The sequence below is a fragment of the Blastococcus aggregatus genome (assembly GCF_900221005.1).
In the GTDB taxonomy this organism is placed as follows: Bacteria; Actinomycetota; Actinomycetes; order Mycobacteriales; family Geodermatophilaceae; genus Blastococcus; species Blastococcus aggregatus.
Map to the genome: position 1 here is coordinate 866589 of NZ_OBQI01000001.1, position 16609 is coordinate 883197.

A 16609-nucleotide genomic window follows, 5' to 3' on the forward strand; every position below is an offset into this window, starting at 1 on the left:
GCACTAGTTGAACACTCAACCGAGGAGGCCGGCATGCCTGCCGTGACCGTCGAGGACACCACCACCCTGCCGCGGATCCCGCTGCCCGAGCCGCGCACCGTCCGCCGCCGGACCCGCTCGGTCACCACGGCGCCGTCCGGGTTCGAGGGCGAGGGCTTCCCGGTGCGCCGCGCGTTCGCCGGGGTCGACCTCCGTGACCTGGACCCGTTCATCCACATGGACCAGATGGGCGAGGTCGAGTACGCCCCCGGGGAGCCGAAGGGCACCTCCTGGCACCCGCACCGCGGGTTCGAGACCGTCACCTACATCATCGACGGCACGTTCGAGCACGCCGACTCCCACGGCGGTGGCGGCCCGATCACCGACGGGGACACCCAGTGGATGACCGCGGGCGGCGGCGTCCTGCACATCGAGCGCCCGCCGGAGCAGCTGGTCCTGAGCGGCGGGCTGTTCCACGGCCTGCAGCTGTGGGTGAACCTGCCGCGCGCGCAGAAGTGGGTGGAGCCGCGGTACCAGGACCTCCGGGCGCAGGAGTCCGTCCTGCTGGCCAGCGCGGATGCCGGGGCGCTGCTCCGCGTCATCGCCGGGGACGTCGCGGGGCACACCGGCCCCGGCTCGACCTACACGCCGATGGCGATGGTGCACGCCACGGTGGCACCGGGCGCGCGGCTGGACCTGCCGTGGCGGCCGGACTTCAACGCGCTGGTGTACGTGCTCTCCGGCGCGGGCTCCGTCGGGATCGACGGGGCGCCGGTGCGCACCGGCCAGCTCGCCGTGCTCGGCCCCGGGGACACCGTGTCGATCACCGGCGCGGTGGCCCAGGAGTCGCGCACCCCGGCGCTGGACGTCGTCGTCCTCGGGGGCGCGCCCATCCGCGAGCCCATCGCCATGGCCGGCCCCTTCGTCATGAACTCCCGGCAGGAGGTCCTCGACGCCTTCGAGGACTTCCAGAAGGGCCGACTGGGCTCCATCCCGGCCGCGTACGGGCGCCGCGACCGGCTGCCGCACGGTGCCGTGCACGGCGAGTCCCGGTAGCCGACCACCGGCACCGGTCGCCCTCGCCCCCTCCGGACCCGCGGGCCCGGACGGGGCGAGGCCGCACGGCACTCACTCCTCGGGAGCGCCCTGCATGACCGAGAACGCGGCGCCCCAGCGGTCCTCGAGCACCGCGAACCGGCCGAACTGGCTGTCCTCCGCCGGGTGCAGCACCTTGCCGCCGCCGGCCTCGACCGCGGAGACGGCGCCGTCGGCCGAGGCGACCGCGAAGCACACCGACCACCCCTTCGGGAGCCCCGGCTGGACCGCACCCAGGCCACCCAGCGGCCGGTCCCCGGTCCGGAAGGTGGCGTAGTCCATGCCCTCCATCGGGTCCCACTCGAACCCGAAGACCGCGGTGTAGAAGTCCTGGGCACCGGCGCGGTCCTCGACGGCCGCTTCGTTCCAGACCAGCGAGCCCGGCTCGTTGAACCGCTGGACGCCGGTGTGCTCCCCGGCCTGCCACAGCCCGAAGGCGTTCCCCTGCGGGTCGAGGGCGATGACCATCGTGCCCACGGGCCCGATCTCCATCGGCTCCACGACGACGGTGCCGCCGGCCGCGCGGATGCGCTGCGCCGTGGCCGCGGCGTCGTCCGTGGCGAAGTACGTCGTCCACGAGGGCGGGTCACCCTCGGTCATCAGCGGGCCGAGGCCCGCCACCTGCCGGCCGTCCTTCGCCGCATTCAGGTAGCCGCCGTACTCCGGGTCGCCACCGGACCAGGTCCAGCCCAGCAGCTCGCCGTAGAAAGCCTTCGCGCCGTCGACGTCCGCGGCGCCGTAGTCGATCCAGCACGGGCTGCCGGCGGGCCAGGCGGTGTCTCGAGTGGACATCTCGTTCCTCCTCCTCGGATGTGAGGGAGGTCACGATGCCACCGGGGTCCGACAGGATGCGGCCCCGCCGCCGTCAGATCAGAAGCGGCCGCCGCCCGACCCGCCGCCGCCGAAGCCGCCACCACCGCCGCCGCCGCCGCCGAAGCCGCCTCCCCCACCGAAGCCGCCACCGCCGCCGCCGAGCCCGCCGGCGAGGATCCCGCCGAGCACCAGGCTGCCGAGGTCGACGCCGCCGCGGCGGTACCCGCCGCGGTAGCCGCCCCCGAAGCCGCCCGGGCCGCCGCCGTAGCCGCCACCCCAGCCCTGCACGTCGTCCTGCGCCCGCTCCAGCGCCGACCGCGCCAGCGAGGTGGCCTGGTGGGCCTCCTGCAGCGCCGCCACCGGCTCGTCGCGGCCCCGGTCCGTCGCGGCGTCGAGGTGCCGCTGCGCCTCGGCCAGGCGGGTGCGCGCCTCGGCGCCCACCGCACCCCGGCGGGTGGCGATGAAGTCGCGAGCCGAGGCGATCTCCGACCGTGCGGTCATCACCGCCTGGTCCAGGGCGGCCGCTGCCCGGCGCACCTGGGTCTGCTGGTCGCGGGCCACGGCGAGCGCCTGCTCCAGGGCGATGTCGGCCTCCTCGAGCTGCCGCAGCGCGCCCAGCGGGTCCGGCCGCTCGCCGCCGAGCAGGCCGTCGGCGGTGGTCAGCGCCGCCTCCGCACGGGAGATCTGCGGGCGCAGGCCGCTCCGGTCACCCGACGCCGTCAGCGCCCGCGCCTCCGCGAGGTCCTTCTCGGTCTCGGCCCGCACCGCGGCGACCCGGCCGCCGGCCGCCGCCAGGTCGTCCCCCAGCCGGCCGACGGCGTCGAGCAGCGTCGCGGTCTGCGCCACCGCGTCCTCGGCCGCGCGGATGTCGCCCACGGCGGTGCCGGGCTCGGGCGAGGCCAGCGCGGTCCGCGCCTCCTGCACCTCCTGCTCGGCCGCGGCCAGCCGCGCGCGGGCCTCGGTCACGTTGTCGGCGACCGGGGCGACCGCCGAGGCCGCGAACCGCTGCTGCAGCTGGGCCAGCCGCTGCTCCTCCTGCGGGATGCGGGCGTGCAGCTCGGCGATCCGCGGCGCGAGCGCGTCCAGCACCTGCGGCGCGGTGTGCTCGAGGTCGCGCAGCTGGGCGAACGCCGTGGCCTGCTCGTCCAGCCGGGCCGCGGCGGCCTTCGTCAGCGCCAGCATCTCGCCGAGCATCTGGCGGGTCGTCGGCTCGTCCTCCGGCACGTCGTCGTCCAGCTGCTGGCGCAGCGTGAACGCGCGGGAGAGCTCGTCGCGCGAGGCGGCCAGCGCCTTGTCGAAGCCGGCCACCGCCTGGTCGCCGTACTGCGAGCGGGCGTAGTCGAGGTCCAGCTGCGAGGTCTTCATCGCCTCGTCCAGCTCCAGCAGCGCGCTGCTCGCCCGGAACTGCAGCTTCTCCGTCGTCTCGCCCTCGAACGGGTCGACCTTCTCGATCCGCGCCACCGGGGGCAGCGCCGCGCGCTGCTTCTTCCGGCGGTTGCGCATGACCAGGTATCCGCCACCGCCGAGGACGGCGATGCCGCCCAGCAGGAGCAGCGCGTCCCCGCCGCCGGAACCGCCCTCGCCCGGGGCCTCGCCGGTGCGCAGGATGTCGGCGAACGCGACGACGCCGGCCTCCCAGTTCCCGTCGCCGAACTCCGGCTCCACCGACTGCCCCGCGAGCCGGTCGACCTCGTCCGGGGTGAGCTCGGTGCCGTTGGGGAGCACGAAGTCGTAGATGCCGTCGTCGACACCCACGGCCAGCATCGCGTCGCCACCGCCGAGCCCGGAGAGCTCGCCGACCTCCAGCATCCAGTCGTCGGAGTCCACGCCGTCGAACGAGTCCACGAAGACGACGAACAGCTGGGTGCCGTCCGCGGACTGCAGCTCGTCCAGGGCGGACTCGATCTCCGACTCGCCGCTCAGCACGCCCGCCTCGTCGACGATCTGGTCGTCCAGCCGGAAGGGCTCCTCGGCCAGGGCGGGAGCCGCGGCGAGGGAGAGCAGGGCGGATGCGCCCAGGACCACGAACAGCCGGCGCACGGCTACCTCCTGAGCGATTCGGTACGGGTGATCGACAGTACCGACGGGGAGAGGGGTCCGGCGGTCGCCCTGTGGGTAGGGGCGCCGGACATCCCGACCACCGAGGAGCCCCCGTGCCGGACGACGACCGGATCCCCGCCGCCGAGCTGCCCCCGGGCGCCGTCCGCCGATCGGGCGACTGGGCCGTGGGCAACCGCGGCCCCGGCCCGGACGGCGAGGACCGCTTCTTCGCGGTCTCCCGCCGCTGCCGCCACCAGCTCGCCGACCTCTCCGAGGGCACGGTGGACGCCGACGGCTGCCTGGTCTGCCCCTGGCACCGGAGCCGCTACGACGTGCGCACCGGCGAGATGGTCGAGGGCCCGCGCGGCTTCCTCGGCTACCACGGCCCGACGCCCGGCTACACGCAGCTGATCCGGCTGATCGGCTCGGTGGCCCGGTTGCGCGTGCGCCGGGCTCGCCGCGACGGCGACGACGTCGTCCTGGAGTGACCCAGGCATGGGAAGCGATACACCCGTTCTCGCGCTCGAAACAGGTGCATCGCTTCCCATGCCTGAGTGAACGGGGTCAGCGGAGGCGGTCCCACTCGGCGCGGCGGAGCGCCTGCTCGTCGGGGTCCGGCACGGGCAGCGAGGCCAGCAGGCGCTGCGTGTAGGGGTGCTGCGGCGCCCCGAGCACCTGCTCACCGGTGCCCTCCTCGACCAGCTCGCCCTTGTAGAGCACCGCGATGCGGTCGGCCAGCAGGTCGACGACGGCGAGGTCGTGGCTGATGAACAGGCAGGCGAAGCCCAGCTCGCGCTGCAGCTCGTCGAACAGCTCGAGCACCCGCTTCTGCACCGACACGTCCAGCGCCGACGTGGGCTCGTCGGCGATCAGCAGCTCGGGATCCAGAGCCAGCGCGCGGGCGAGGCTGGCCCGCTGCCGCTGCCCGCCGGAGAGCTCGTGCGGGAAGCGGTCGCCGAAGCTCTTCGGCAGCTGCACCGCCTCGAGCAGCTCGTCCACCCGGCCGCGGGCCTCCTGCGGGTTCTTCGCCCGCTTGTGCACGACCAGCGGCTCGGCGACGGCGTCGGCGATGGTGAGCAGCGGGTTGAAGCTGGACGCCGGGTCCTGGAAGACGAACCCGATCCGCTCGCGCAGCGGCCGGAACGCCCGCTCCTTCATGCCGTTCATCTCGGCGCCGTGCACGGTGAGCGAGCCGCCGGTGACCTTGGTCAGCCCGGCGATGGCCCGGCCGATCGTCGTCTTGCCGCTGCCGCTCTCGCCGACCAGCCCGAGCACCTCGCCGGGGCGGATCGCGAAGCTGACGCCGTCGACGGCGACGAAGTCGGGCCGGCGCAGCCGGCCGGGGTAGACGATCCGCAGGTCGCGGGCCTCCACCACCGGCGTCGCCTCCTGCCAGCCGGGGGCCCGGGCGCCGGCCCGGTCGGCCGTGCGGGCCCGCCCCTCGCCGAGGCGCGGCACCGAGCCGAGCAGCTGGCGGGTGTACTCGTCCACCGGCGCGGAGAACAGCGTGCGGACGTCGGCCTGCTCGACGATCCGGCCCTGGTACATGACCGCGACCCGGTCGGCGAGGTCGGCGACGACGCCCATGTTGTGCGTGATCAGCACGATCGCGGTGCCGAACTCGTCGCGGCAGCGGCGCAGCAGGTCCAGGATCTCGGCCTGCACGGTGACGTCCAGGGCCGTGGTGGGCTCGTCGGCGATGATCACGCCGGGATCCAGCGCCAGCGCCTGGGCGATGACGATGCGCTGCTTCTGCCCGCCGGAGAACTGGTGCGGGTAGTGGTCGACGCGCTCCTCGGGGTCCGGGATGCCCACCCGGCGCATGACGTCGATCGCCTTGGCCCGCGCCTCCTTCTTGCTGTAGTCGCCGTGGGCGCGCAGCCCCTCGGCGATCTGCCAGCCGACCGGGAACACCGGGTTCAGCGCGGTCGAGGGCTCCTGGAACACCATCGCGGCGTCCCGGCCGCGCACCTCGCCGAGGCCGCGGCGGGAGAGCGTGACGACGTCGTGGGTCTCCGAGCCGTCCTTGCTGGTCAGCAGGATGGCGCCGCGGGTCAGCGCCGTCTCGGGCAGCAGCCCGAGGATGCTGCGGGCGGTGACGGTCTTCCCGCTGCCGCTCTCCCCGACGATCGCCAGCACCTCGCCGGCCCCGACGGTCAGGGACACGTCGCGGACGGCGTCGACGTCCCCGGCGTCGGTGGCGAAGGTGACCGACAGGTTCTCGATCTCGACGACGTCGCGGGCGGGTGCGGTGGTCACGCGGGCCCCTTTCCGTCCAGGTAGGCGGTGTCCGCCGACGGGCTGCCGGGCACCACGGAGGTCTCGCCGACGTCGGCCGGCGTGACCGGGCCCCGCCGCCGGGTGCGCAGCCGCGGGTCGGCCAGGTCGTTGAGGCTCTCGCCCACCAGGGTCAGCCCGAGGACGACGAGCACGATGGCCAGGCCGGGGAACAGCGAGGTCCACCAGATGCCGCTGGTGACGTCGGACAGCGACTTCTGCAGGTCGTAGCCCCACTCCGCGGCTGCGGTGGGCTCGATGCCGAAGCCGAGGAAGCCCAGGCCGGCCAGCGTCAGGATCGCCTCGGAGGCGTTCAGCGTGAGGATCAGCGGCAGCGTGCGCGTGGCGTTGCGGAAGACGTGCCGCGACATGATCCGCCAGTGCGAGGCGCCGATGACGCGGGCGGACTCGACGTAGGCCTCGGCCTTGATCCGCACCGTCTCGGCGCGGACCACCCGCAGGTACTGCGGCACGAAGATGACAGTGATCGACAGCGCCGCGGCCATGATGCCGCCCCGCAGGCTGGATTCACCGCCGTTGAGCACGATGCCCACGACGATCGCCAGCAGCAGCGACGGGAAGGCGTAGATCGCGTCCGCGACCACCACGAGGACGCGGTCGAGCCAGCCGCCGAAGTAGCCGGCGACCAGGCCGAGCAGCACGCCGATCACGATCGACATCAGGACGGCCGCGACGATGACGTACAGCGCCGTCCGCGTGCCCCAGATGACGCGGGACAGCACGTCGTAGCCGCCGACGGTGGTCCCGAGCCAGTGGTCCGACGACGGCGCCTGCTGGGCACCGAAGGCACCGGAGGGGTCGCGGAGCTGGCTGTACTCGAAGGGCGCCAGCAGCGGCGCGAAGATCGCCGTCACCAGGAAGATCCCGGTCAGGACCAGGCCGGCGACGAGCATGCCGCGCTGCAGGCCGACGCTCTGCCGCAGCTGCCGGATCACCGGCAGGCCGCGCCAGCCGCGCGGCCGGCGACCGGGAGCCGGGACGTCGGCGGGAGCGTCGACGGCGGTCGTGGAGGTGGCCATCTCAGTACCTCACCCGGGGGTCGATGAGCGCGGCGATGACGTCGACGACGAAGTTGACCAGCGCCACGATGACGGCGGCCAGGACGACGATGCCCTGGACGGCGACGAAGTCGCGGGCCTGCAGGTACTCGACCAGCTGGAAGCCCAGGCCCTTCCACTCGAACGTCGTCTCGGTGAGCACCGCGCCGCCGAGCAGCAGCGCGATCTGCAGGCCGATGACCGTGACGATCGGGATGAGCGCGGGCCGGTAGGCGTGCTTGCGCAGCAGCCGCCGCTCGCTGACCCCGCGGGAGCGGGCGGCCTCGACGTAGCCGCTGCCGAGGGTGCCGATGACGTTGGTGCGCACCAGCCGCAGGAAGACCCCGGCGGTGAGCAGGCCGAGCGCGACGGCCGGGAGGACGGCGTGCTCCAGCACGTCCTGGATCACGTCGCCGTCGCCGAGCTTCAGCGCGTCGATCAGGTAGATGCCGGTGCTGCTGTCCTGCTGCTGCAGCTGGATCTCCGCACCGGTGGAGGCCCGCCCGGCGACGGGCAGCCAGCCGAGGTTCACCGCGAAGACCAGCTTGAGCAGCAGGCCCGCGAAGAAGACCGGGGTGGCGTAGCAGAGGATCGCGAACACGCGGAGGACGGCGTCGGGCCAGCGGTCGCGCAGGTAGGCGGCGAGCCGGCCCAGCGGGATGCCGACGGCGAAGGCCACGATCAGCGCGTAGAACGCCAGCTCCAGGGTGGCGGCGCCGAAGGAGGTCAGCATGTCGCTGATCTCGCGGCCGTCGCTGATCGCCGTCCCGAAGTCACCCTGGACGAGCTGGCCCAGGTACTCCCAGTACTGCACGAGGATCGGCCGGTCGTAGCCGGCCTCGGCGATCCGCCGGGCGAGCTCCTCGGCCGGGAGCCGGCCGCCCTGCGCGGCGGTGATCGGGTCACCGGTGAGCCGCATGAGGACGAAGACGGTCGTCACCAGGATGAAGATCGTCGGGAAGATCAGCAGGAAGCGGACGAGCAGGTAGCTGCCCAGCCCGCCGCTGCGGCGCTGACGAGCCGCCGTGGGTGTGGCGTCGGGAGCCCCGCCTCCCCCGGTCGGCTCGGTCGTGGTGGTGGTCATCTCTCCCACTCGTTCATCGGGCCCTCACACGGCAGACCCCGGGTGATCCGCTCGCGGCGGGTCACCCGGGGCCGTGGTGCCTACAGTCTCCCAGCTGGTGGGATCAGCCCTTGCTGAGGGCTCCGTAGCGGAACTTGAAGGACGCGTCGAGCGTGTCCTCCGCGCCCTCGACGTCGGAGCCGACGACGGCGACCTGAGCACCCTGCAGGTAGGGCAGCGTGGACAGGTCGTCCGCGACGAGGTCCTGGATCTGCTCGATCATGCCCTGGCGCTCGGTGGCGTCAGCGGTGCTCGCCTGCGCCAGGATCATGTCGTTGACCTGCTGGTTCTCGTAGTGGTTGCTGAGGAAGTTCTCCAGCAGGAAGAACGGCGTCAGGTAGTTGTCCGCGTCCGAGTAGTCCGGGAACCAGCCGAGCTGGTAGGCCGGGTAGGCGTCCGCGGTGCGCTGCTCCGAGTACTGGGTCCACTCGGTGGTCTGCAGGTTGACCGTGAACAGGCCGTCCGCCTCGAGCTGGTCCTTGATCAGCGCGTACTCGTCGGCCGAGGACGGGCCGTAGTGGTCGTTCGAGTACTGCAGGTTCAGCTCGACCGGGGTGGTCACGCCGGCCGCCTCGAGGCGGGCCTTCGCGGCCGTGGCGTCGGGGCCGCCCTCGCCGTCGCCGTACTTCTCCAGCAGGGGCTCGACCGCACCGGTCAGGCCCTCGGGGACGTGGGAGTACAGCGGGGTGTAGGTGCCCTTGTAGACCTGCTCCGCGATCTCCTCGCGGTCGATCAGGTCGGCAGCCGCCTGACGGACGGCGGCAGCCTTGAGCGGGTCGGCCTCGGGCGTCGTGGCGCCGAACGGCTGGGTGTTGAAGTTGAACGTGATGTAGCGGATCTCGCCGCCGGGGCCGTCGACGACCTTGACCTCGTCGTTGCCGCGCAGGTCCTCGATGTCGGTCGCGGTCAGGCTGCGCCACGCGACGTCGATGTTGCCCTGCTGGATGTCCAGCTTCAGATTCGAGGCCTCGGCGTAGTACTTGACGTTGACCTGCTCGGTCTTCGCCTCGCCCAGCACACCCTCGTAGTCCGGGTAGGCCTCGTAGGAGATCAGGTTGTTCTGGTCGTAGTTCGTGATGACGTACTGGCCGTGGAAGGCCTCGCCGTCGACGATCTCCTGGTCCGGGGTGATCGCGTCGGCCGAGAAGACGTCCTCGTCCACGATCGGGCCCGCCGGGCTGGAGAGGATCTGCGGGAAGACCTGGTCGTTCTCGGTCTTCAGGTTGAACACGACCGTGGTGTCGTCCGGCGTCTCGACGCTGTCGAGGTTGTAGAGCAGCGAGGACGGGCCGTTCTCGTCCGCGATCGCCAGCTGGCGGTCGAACGTGAACTTGACGTCGGAGCTGGTCAGGTCGTTGCCGTTGGCCCACTTCAGGCCCGGCTTCAGGGTGACCGTGTACTGGGTCGGCGAGGTGAACTCGGCCGACTCGGCGATGTCGGGCTCGACGTCCGGGCTGCCGTACGGGGTGTTCAGCAGGAACGGGTAGATCTGGTTCATGACCGCGAACGAGCCGTTGTCGTAGGAACCGGCCGGGTCGAGGAAGGTGATCTTGTCGGTCGTGCCGATGGTCAGGGCACCGCCGCTGCTGCTGCCGCCCTCGGAGCCGCCGTTGTCACCGTCGTCGCCGCCGCACGCGCTCAGCAGGAGAGCCGTCACAGCGACGCCCGCCGTGGCGACCATGCGCCGACGGCTGCTCGATCCGGAGATCATCCGATACCTCGTCTTCGTCGAAATGCGGTCCGGGATGCGCGCACAGGCGACACCGCGGCCCACCACAGGACAGTGGATGAAGTAGGTGTAACACGCGGTTCCCGCCGCAAGGAATCTTGCTCCGACACCGTTATGACGTCGTGACTGCAGCAGGAGGCCCGGGCACGCGGACGTCGTCCGCCGATCGCAGGCATGGGAAGCGATGCACCCGTTCCGAGCCGCAGAACAGGTGCATCGCTTCCCATGCCTGGGTGGCGGGGGTCAGAACGCGGGCAGGACCGCGCCCTCGTAGGTGTCCTCGATGAACTGGCGGACCTCGTCGGAGTGCAGCAGCTCCTCGAGCTGCTGGATGCGCTCGTCGTCCTCGTCACCACTGCGGACGACGAGCAGGTTGGCGTTCGGGTTGCCCTCGGCCTCCTCGAGCACCAGCGCGTCCTCGGCCGGCGAGAGGTCGGCGTCGATCGCGTAGTTGCCGTTGATCACCGCGGCGTCGACGTCGACCAGCGAGCGGGGCAGCTGCGCGGCCTCGACCTCCTGGATCTCCAGGTTCTTCGGGTTCTCGTCGATGTCCAGGGCCGTCGGCGCCTTGTCCCCGGTGTCGGCCAGCGTGAGCAGGTCGTTGCTCTCGAGCAGGCGCAGCGCGCGGGCGGCGTTGGTCGGGTCGTTCGGGATCGCCACCGTCGCGCCGTCGGGGAGGTCGGCGACGTCGGTCAGCGTCGCGGAGTAGAGGCCCAGCGGCTCGATGTGCACCGGCTCCAGGGCGGTGAAGTCGTAGCCGGCGTTGGCCTCCTGCTCCTCCAGGTAGGGCACGGTCTGGAAGAAGTTCGCGTCCAGCGAGCCGTCGTCGAGAGCGACGTTCGGCTGCACGTAGTCGGTGAACTCGACGACGTCGAGGTCGAGGCCGGCGTCCTCGGCCAGCTCCTCGTCGATGAACCGCAGGATCTCCGCGTGCGGCACCGGGGAGGCCCCGACGCGCAGCGGCTCGTCGGCCCCGGAGAGCTCGGCGTCACCCCCGCACGCGGACATGCCGAGCAGCGCGGCGGTCGCGACGGCGGCCAGGGCGGACCTACGGGGGCGGTTCATGGTGGATCTCCTTGCGACGTGGGCGGTGCGGGGTACGGGAGGTCAGACGTGCGCGAGCCGGCGGGCCCAGCGGTCGCCGGCCCACTGCAGGAGCTGCACGAGCACCAGCAGCAGGACGACGGTCGTCAGGGTGATGTCGGTGCGGAACTGCTGGTAGCCGTAGCGGATGGCGAAGTCGCCCAGCCCCCCGCCGCCGATGGCCCCGGCCATCGCGGAGTAGCTGATCAGCGCCACGACGGTGACGGTGACGCCGGCGACCAGCGACGGCAGCGCCTCCGGCAGCAGCACCGTGCGGACGACGTCCCGCCGGCGCGCGCCCATGGACAAGGTCGCCTCGACCTTGCCGTGGCTCACCTCGCGCAGGCTGGTCTCCACCAGCCGGGCGAGGAACGGGACGGCGCCGATGGTGAGCGGGACGATCGTCGCCGTCGAGCCGATCGTGGTGCCGACGAGGCCGCGGGTCACCGGTGCGACCAGCACCAGCAGGATGATGAACGGCAGCGACCGGCCCAGGTTGACGACCAGGCCGAGCGCCCGGTTGAACACCGGCCGGGGGGAGAGCGCGCCGGGTGCGGTGATGGTGAGCAGCACGCCGAGCGGCACCCCGATCAGCACGGTGAGCACCGTGGAGACGCCGACCATGTAGAGGGTGTCCCAGGTGGCCTCGGCCAGCTGCGGAGCGATCCGGGACCAGTCGTTCACCGCTGCACGTCCGGGGAGTCGAGGAGGCGGGCGAAGGCGGGCGCCTGCCCCGCGGGGTCGGGCTCCGGTTCGGTCAGGTCGACCGGCACCGGCTCGTCGCCGGGCAGCGCCCGCTCGACCAGCGAGCCGCCGTCCCGGAGCCGCTGCAGCGCCGGGTCCAGCCGGCCGTCGTCGCCGGTCACGGCCAGCAGTAGACGGCCGAAGCGCCGGCCGGCCACGGTCTCCACCGAGCCGCCGACGATCTCGACGTCGAGCCCCAGCTCGCCGGCGAGGGTACGCAGCACCCGGCCCTCCGGCGCGGACTCGGTGACGGTGATCCGCACGAGGTCTCCGCGGGTGTCGGTGACCGCGGGCGCGGGCAGCAGCTGGGCGGCCAGGGGCGAGTGCGGTCGGGTGAGCACCTCGGCGAGCGGGCCGCCGTCGACCACCTTCCCGCGGTCGAGCAGCACGGCGCTGTCGCAGACCGCGCGGACCACGGCCATCTCGTGGGTGATGAGCAGCACGGTCAGGCCCAGCTCGGCGCGGACCTGACGCAGCAGGTCGAGCACCCCGGCGGTGCTCGCCGGGTCGAGCGCGCTGGTCGCCTCGTCGCAGAGCAGCACCTTCGGGCGGGCGGCCAGGGCTCGGGCGATGGCCACGCGCTGCTTCTGGCCGCCGGAGAGCTGGCCCGGGCGGGAGCCGTGCCGGTCGGCCAGCCCCACCAGGTCCAGCAGGTCGGCGACGCGGGCGCGGCGCTCGGCCCGGCCCATGCCGGCGAGCTCCAGCGGGTGCTCGACGTTGCCGGCGGCGGTGCGGGAGTCCAGCAGGTTGAAGTGCTGGAACACCATGCCGACGGTGCGCCGGGCCTTCCGGACGCCGTCGTCGTCGAGGTCGGTGAGCACCTGGCCGTCGACGACGACCCGGCCCGAGGTCGGCCGTTCGAGCAGGTTCACCAGGCGGGCGAGGGTGCTCTTGCCCGAGCCGCTGGGGCCGACGACGCCGGCGAACTCCCCCGCGGCGACCGACAGCGAGACGCCGTCGACTGCGGTCACCTCGGCCGCCCCGCGGCGGGCGGGGAAGACCTTGCGGACGTCGGTCAGTTCGATCACGGGGGCCTCGGCGGGAGCTCGGTGGTACGGCACGGGACGGGCGCCGGGCCGGGGTACCCCCGGCGGGCGCGAACAGTCCGGAGCTAGAGCCGGCTGGCCGTGCGCATGAGGTCGATGGCGCGCCGACGCGTCAGCACACCCCCGCCCACCATCGGTCGATCATCCCCCGCCGCGGGCGTTCCGGCCACGGACCGCGACCGGATGTGAGAGAACGCTCAACCAGTTCGGCGCCCCTCCCCCCACCCCCCGGACTTCCGGTGCAGGAAGTCCGGGACTTCCGGTGCAGGAAGTCCGTCGCGGACGCCGGGATCCGCTCTCAGGCGGTGATGGTGCGGCGGCCCTCGAACGCGCGCCCCAGCGTGACCTCGTCGGCGTACTCCAGGTCACCGCCGACGGGCAGGCCGCTGGCCAGCCGGCTCACGGTCAGCCCCATCGGGCCGACCAGCCGGGCCAGGTAGGCGGCGGTCGCCTCGCCCTCGAGGTTCGGGTCGGTGGCGATGATGAGCTCGGTGATGCCGCTGTTCATGAGCCGGGTCATGAGCTCCTTGACCCGCAGGTCGTCGGGGCCCACGCCGTCGATCGGGCTGATCGCGCCGCCGAGCACGTGGTAGCGGCCGCGGAACTCGCGGGTCCGCTCGATCGCGACGACGTCCTTGGGCTCCTCGACGACGCAGATGACGTCCTCGGAGCGGCGCGGGTCGCGGCAGATCCGGCACTGCTCGGCCTCGGCGACGTTGTAGCAGGTCACGCAGAAGCGGACCTCGGCCTGCACCCGGTTGAGCGCGGCCACGAGCCGGCCGACGTCTGCGGATTCCGACGCGAGCAGGTGGAAGGCGATCCGCTGCGCGCTCTTGGGCCCGACGCCGGGGAGGCGGCCGAGCTCGTCGATGAGGTCCTGGACGGCGCCCTCGTACACGGTGTTCCTCGATCTCTGGGGTGTGGAGAGGCGCCGGTCAGAAGCCGGGCAGGCCCAGGCCGCCGCCAGGGCCACCGAGCCCGCCGGCCAGCGGGCCCATGGTGTCGGCCGCCAGCTCGTCGACGGCACGCTTGGCATCGCGGACGGCGGCGACGACGAGGTCCTGGAGCGTCTCCAGGTCGTCGGGGTCGACCGCGGCCGGGGCGATGGTGAGCGCGGTCAGCTCGCCGGCGCCGGTCATGGTCGCCGAGACCAGCCCGCCGCCGGCGGTGCCGGTGACCTCGCGCCCGGCGAGCTCCTCCTGCGCGGCGACGAGCTGCTGCTGCATCTGCTGCGCCTGCTGCATGAGCTGCGACAGGTCGGGCATGCCGGAGGGGTTCATGGTTCGAGAGTAGGCCGCGGATACGACGCGCAGCGGCTTCCCGCCGACCTCTGGGGCGGGTGGTGCGGGCGCCGCGGTCAGGAGTCGATCGGGCGGGCGCCGAGCTGGGTGCGCAGCAGCGACAGGGCCGCCTGCTCGGGGTCGACGGCGGGCTCGCGCTCGCTCTCGGGCCGGGACGCCTCCGCCGCGCGCTCGGCCATGAGCTCGCGCGCCTCGGCGGCCTCCGCCGCGTCCGCCGCCTCGCGGGCGTCCTCCTTGCTGACCGCCGGCCCCGGTGCCACGGCGCCCTCGACGACGACCTGCACCTTCCAGCGGACGCCGAGCAGCTCCTGGAGCGAGCCACGGATGACGTCGCGGTTCAGGTCCTCGCCCAGCATCTTCGCCAGGGCCGGCGAGGTGGCGGTCAGCGTGAGGACGCCGTTCGCGAGGTCGTGCACCTGGGCGCTCTTGAGCAGCGCCTCGGTGGTCCGCTTGTGGCCGCGGACGATCTTGAGCAGCTCGGGCCACACCCGCCGGACGTCGCTGGTGTTCAGCGTCCCCTCGGACTCCGGGTTGGCCGACACCACCGGCGTGGGCTCGCCGCCCCGGGGCGCGGGCGAGGACTCCGCGGCGGGGCGCGGTGCGGCCTCGGACCGGGGCTCCTCGACCCGGGCCGCGGCGGCGCGCACGGCTTCGGGCTGGGCCGGGTGCGGCCAGTCCTCGTCGTCGGTGGGCTCGGGCGGTAGCGGGATGTCGGGCTCGCCGGCCGCCGGGCGGGCGGTCGGCGGCCCCGCCGGGGCCGCGGGTCGGGCGGCCGCGGCGGCAGCGCCGGCGGCGGCCGCGGTGGCCCGGGCGCCGGAGCCGGGCTGCACGGTCTCCGGCCAGTCGTCGGCGGCGGCAGCGGTGGCCGCGGGCGCCGGCGTCGCGGTCGGCGCGGCCGGCTCCCGGCGCTGGGAGGGGCGGACGTACCCGGCGGCCGCGGCGGCCGGCTGCTCGCGCACGGGCGCGGGCGCGGCGGCCGGCTCCGGGGCGCGGACGGGCTCGGGGGCGGCGACGGGGGCGCGGGCCGGCTCGGGGGCACGGGCCGGCTCACGGACGGCCGCCGGCCGCGGTTCGGCGGCGCGTGCCGGCTCCGGCGGTGCGGCTGCCATCGCTCCACCGCCCACCCGGCCGGCGTGCTCGCCGGCGATCGACATCCGCCGCTCGAGGCGCTCGAGCCGCTGCAGCGTGGCCACCGCGGAGCCGTCGACGCCGGGCAGCAGCATGCGGGCGCACACGAGCTCGAGCAGCAGCCGCGGCGCCGTCGTCCCCCGCATCTCGGTGAGCCCCTCGTGCACGGTGTCGGCCATGCGCGACAGCGTCGCCGAGCCCAGCGCCTGCGCCTGCTGGCTCATCAGGTCCAGCCGGTCGGAGTGCGAGTCGAGCAGCCCGTTGCCCCCGGCGTCGGGCACCGCGTCCAGCACGATCAGGTCACGCAGCCGGTCGAGCAGGTCGGTGGCGAACCGACGCGGATCGTGCCCGGCCTCGACCACCCGGTCGACGGCGCGGAAGACGCCGGCGGCGTCGTGCGCGGCGAGGGCGTCGATGGTCTCGTCGAGCAGCGCGTCGTCGGTGACGCCGAGCAGGCCGACCGCGGTGCGGTAGGTGACGCCCTCGGGACCGGCGCCGGCGAGCAGCTGGTCGAGGATGGACAGCGAGTCGCGCACCGACCCGCCACCGGCGCGCACGACGAGCGGGAAGACCGTCGGCTCGACCGTGACGCCCTCGGCCTCGCAGGTCCGCTCCAGCAGCCCGCGCAGCGTCGTCGGCGGCACGAGGCGGAAGGGGTAGTGGTGCGTGCGCGACCGGATGGTGGGCAGCACCTTGTCCGGCTCCGTCGTCGCGAAGACGAAGACCAGGAACTCCGGCGGCTCCTCGACCACCTTCAGCAGGGCGTTGAAGCCCTGCGTGGTGACCATGTGCGCCTCGTCGACGATGTAGACCTTGTAGCGGCTGTTGACCGGCGCGAAGAACGCCCGCTCGCGGAGGTCGCGGGCGTCGTCGACGCCACCGTGGCTGGCCGCGTCGATCTCCATGACGTCCAGCGACCCCGGGCCGTCGGGCGCCAGGGCGATGCAGGACCCGCACACGCCGCACGGGGTGGACGTCGGGCCCTGCTCGCAGTTGAGCGAGCGGGCCAGGATCCGCGCCGAGGACGTCTTGCCGCAGCCGCGCGGGCCGCTGAAGAGGTAGGCGTGGTTGATCCGGCCGCCGTCGACCGCGTTCATCAGCGGCCCGGTGACGTGCTCCTGCCCGACCACCTCGGCGAAGGTCGCCGGGCGGTACTTCCGGTACAGAGCCAGGGCCACGGGGCGAGGTTACGT

14 protein-coding genes are annotated in these 16609 nt (G+C 73.5%); 2 read left to right on the forward strand and 12 right to left on the reverse strand.

Translation table 11 applies throughout. The annotated features are described in order from the left end of the window. The first annotated feature begins 33 nt into the window (after nucleotides 1-33). Nucleotides 34-1035, forward strand: a complete 1002-nt coding sequence (locus tag CRP29_RS04380) for a pirin family protein (RefSeq protein WP_097193769.1) — start codon at nucleotides 34-36, stop codon at nucleotides 1033-1035. Nucleotides 1036-1107: 72 nt separating this feature from the next. Here the strand turns inward: CRP29_RS04380 and CRP29_RS04385 are convergent, their stop codons facing one another. Then, nucleotides 1108-1866, reverse strand: coding sequence for a VOC family protein (locus CRP29_RS04385; protein WP_097193770.1), 759 nt, complete (start codon nucleotides 1864-1866; stop codon nucleotides 1108-1110). A 78-nt stretch (nucleotides 1867-1944) separates the two neighbouring features. After that, nucleotides 1945-3927: a TPM domain-containing protein gene (locus CRP29_RS04390; RefSeq protein ID WP_097193771.1), complete on the reverse strand. Its 1983-nt coding sequence runs from the start codon at nucleotides 3925-3927 to the stop codon at nucleotides 1945-1947. A 113-nt stretch (nucleotides 3928-4040) separates the two neighbouring features. Here CRP29_RS04390 and CRP29_RS04395 point away from each other — a divergent pair, with 113 nt between their 5' ends. After that, nucleotides 4041-4415 (forward strand): Rieske (2Fe-2S) protein, encoded by a 375-nt coding sequence (locus tag CRP29_RS04395; protein WP_101541077.1) that lies wholly within the window; start codon nucleotides 4041-4043, stop codon nucleotides 4413-4415. A 76-nt stretch (nucleotides 4416-4491) separates the two neighbouring features. Here the strand turns inward: CRP29_RS04395 and CRP29_RS04400 are convergent, their stop codons facing one another. From CRP29_RS04400 to CRP29_RS04445, 10 genes are all read right to left on the reverse strand, one after another. Then, on the reverse strand, nucleotides 4492-6186 hold the full coding sequence (locus tag CRP29_RS04400) for an ABC transporter ATP-binding protein (protein ID WP_097193772.1): 1695 nt from the start codon (nucleotides 6184-6186) through the stop codon (nucleotides 4492-4494). Then, a complete protein-coding gene (locus CRP29_RS04405) occupies nucleotides 6183-7244 on the reverse strand; it encodes an ABC transporter permease (RefSeq protein WP_097193773.1) in 1062 nt (353 codons plus the stop codon). Before CRP29_RS04405 ends, CRP29_RS04400 begins: the two co-directional genes overlap by 4 nt. A 1-nt stretch (nucleotide 7245) precedes the next feature. Beyond that, on the reverse strand, nucleotides 7246-8346 hold the full coding sequence (locus CRP29_RS04410) for an ABC transporter permease (RefSeq protein ID WP_097193774.1): 1101 nt from the start codon (nucleotides 8344-8346) through the stop codon (nucleotides 7246-7248). Nucleotides 8347-8449: 103 nt separating this feature from the next. Next, nucleotides 8450-10066 carry an ABC transporter substrate-binding protein gene (locus tag CRP29_RS04415; RefSeq protein ID WP_245852425.1) on the reverse strand — a complete coding sequence of 539 codons (1617 nt, stop codon included), beginning with the start codon at nucleotides 10064-10066 and terminating at the stop codon, nucleotides 8450-8452. 291 nt (nucleotides 10067-10357) lie between these two features. Beyond that, nucleotides 10358-11179 carry a MetQ/NlpA family ABC transporter substrate-binding protein gene (locus CRP29_RS04420; RefSeq protein ID WP_097193776.1) on the reverse strand — a complete coding sequence of 274 codons (822 nt, stop codon included), beginning with the start codon at nucleotides 11177-11179 and terminating at the stop codon, nucleotides 10358-10360. Between the two features lie 42 nt (nucleotides 11180-11221). Next, nucleotides 11222-11881, reverse strand: a complete 660-nt coding sequence (locus CRP29_RS04425; protein WP_097193777.1) for a methionine ABC transporter permease — start codon at nucleotides 11879-11881, stop codon at nucleotides 11222-11224. Then, entirely contained in the window at nucleotides 11878-12969 is a 1092-nt protein-coding gene (locus CRP29_RS04430; RefSeq protein ID WP_097193778.1) for a methionine ABC transporter ATP-binding protein, read from the reverse strand. Before CRP29_RS04430 ends, CRP29_RS04425 begins: the two co-directional genes overlap by 4 nt. A gap of 316 nt (nucleotides 12970-13285) precedes the next feature. Further along, nucleotides 13286-13885, reverse strand: coding sequence for a recombination mediator RecR (recR, locus tag CRP29_RS04435; RefSeq protein WP_097193779.1), 600 nt, complete (start codon nucleotides 13883-13885; stop codon nucleotides 13286-13288). 37 nt (nucleotides 13886-13922) lie between these two features. Further along, nucleotides 13923-14267: a YbaB/EbfC family nucleoid-associated protein gene (locus tag CRP29_RS04440; RefSeq protein ID WP_097193780.1), complete on the reverse strand. Its 345-nt coding sequence runs from the start codon at nucleotides 14265-14267 to the stop codon at nucleotides 13923-13925. 77 nt (nucleotides 14268-14344) lie between these two features. Further along, nucleotides 14345-16594, reverse strand: a complete 2250-nt coding sequence (locus CRP29_RS04445) for a DNA polymerase III subunit gamma and tau (protein WP_097193781.1) — start codon at nucleotides 16592-16594, stop codon at nucleotides 14345-14347. Nucleotides 16595-16609: the final 15 nt, after the last annotated feature.

Coding starts and splice junctions, on each gene's coding strand:
- CRP29_RS04440 (WP_097193780.1), bottom strand. CDS start 14,267: ATGAACCCCTCCGGCATGCCCGACCTGTCGCAGCTCATGCAGCAGGCG.
- CRP29_RS04420 (WP_097193776.1), bottom strand. CDS start 11,179: ATGAACCGCCCCCGTAGGTCCGCCCTGGCCGCCGTCGCGACCGCCGCG.
- CRP29_RS04415 (WP_245852425.1), bottom strand. CDS start 10,066: ATGGTCGCCACGGCGGGCGTCGCTGTGACGGCTCTCCTGCTGAGCGCG.
- CRP29_RS04380 (WP_097193769.1), top strand. CDS start 34: ATGCCTGCCGTGACCGTCGAGGACACCACCACCCTGCCGCGGATCCCG.
- CRP29_RS04410 (WP_097193774.1), bottom strand. CDS start 8,346: ATGACCACCACCACGACCGAGCCGACCGGGGGAGGCGGGGCTCCCGAC.
- CRP29_RS04405 (WP_097193773.1), bottom strand. CDS start 7,244: ATGGCCACCTCCACGACCGCCGTCGACGCTCCCGCCGACGTCCCGGCT.
- CRP29_RS04385 (WP_097193770.1), bottom strand. CDS start 1,866: ATGTCCACTCGAGACACCGCCTGGCCCGCCGGCAGCCCGTGCTGGATC.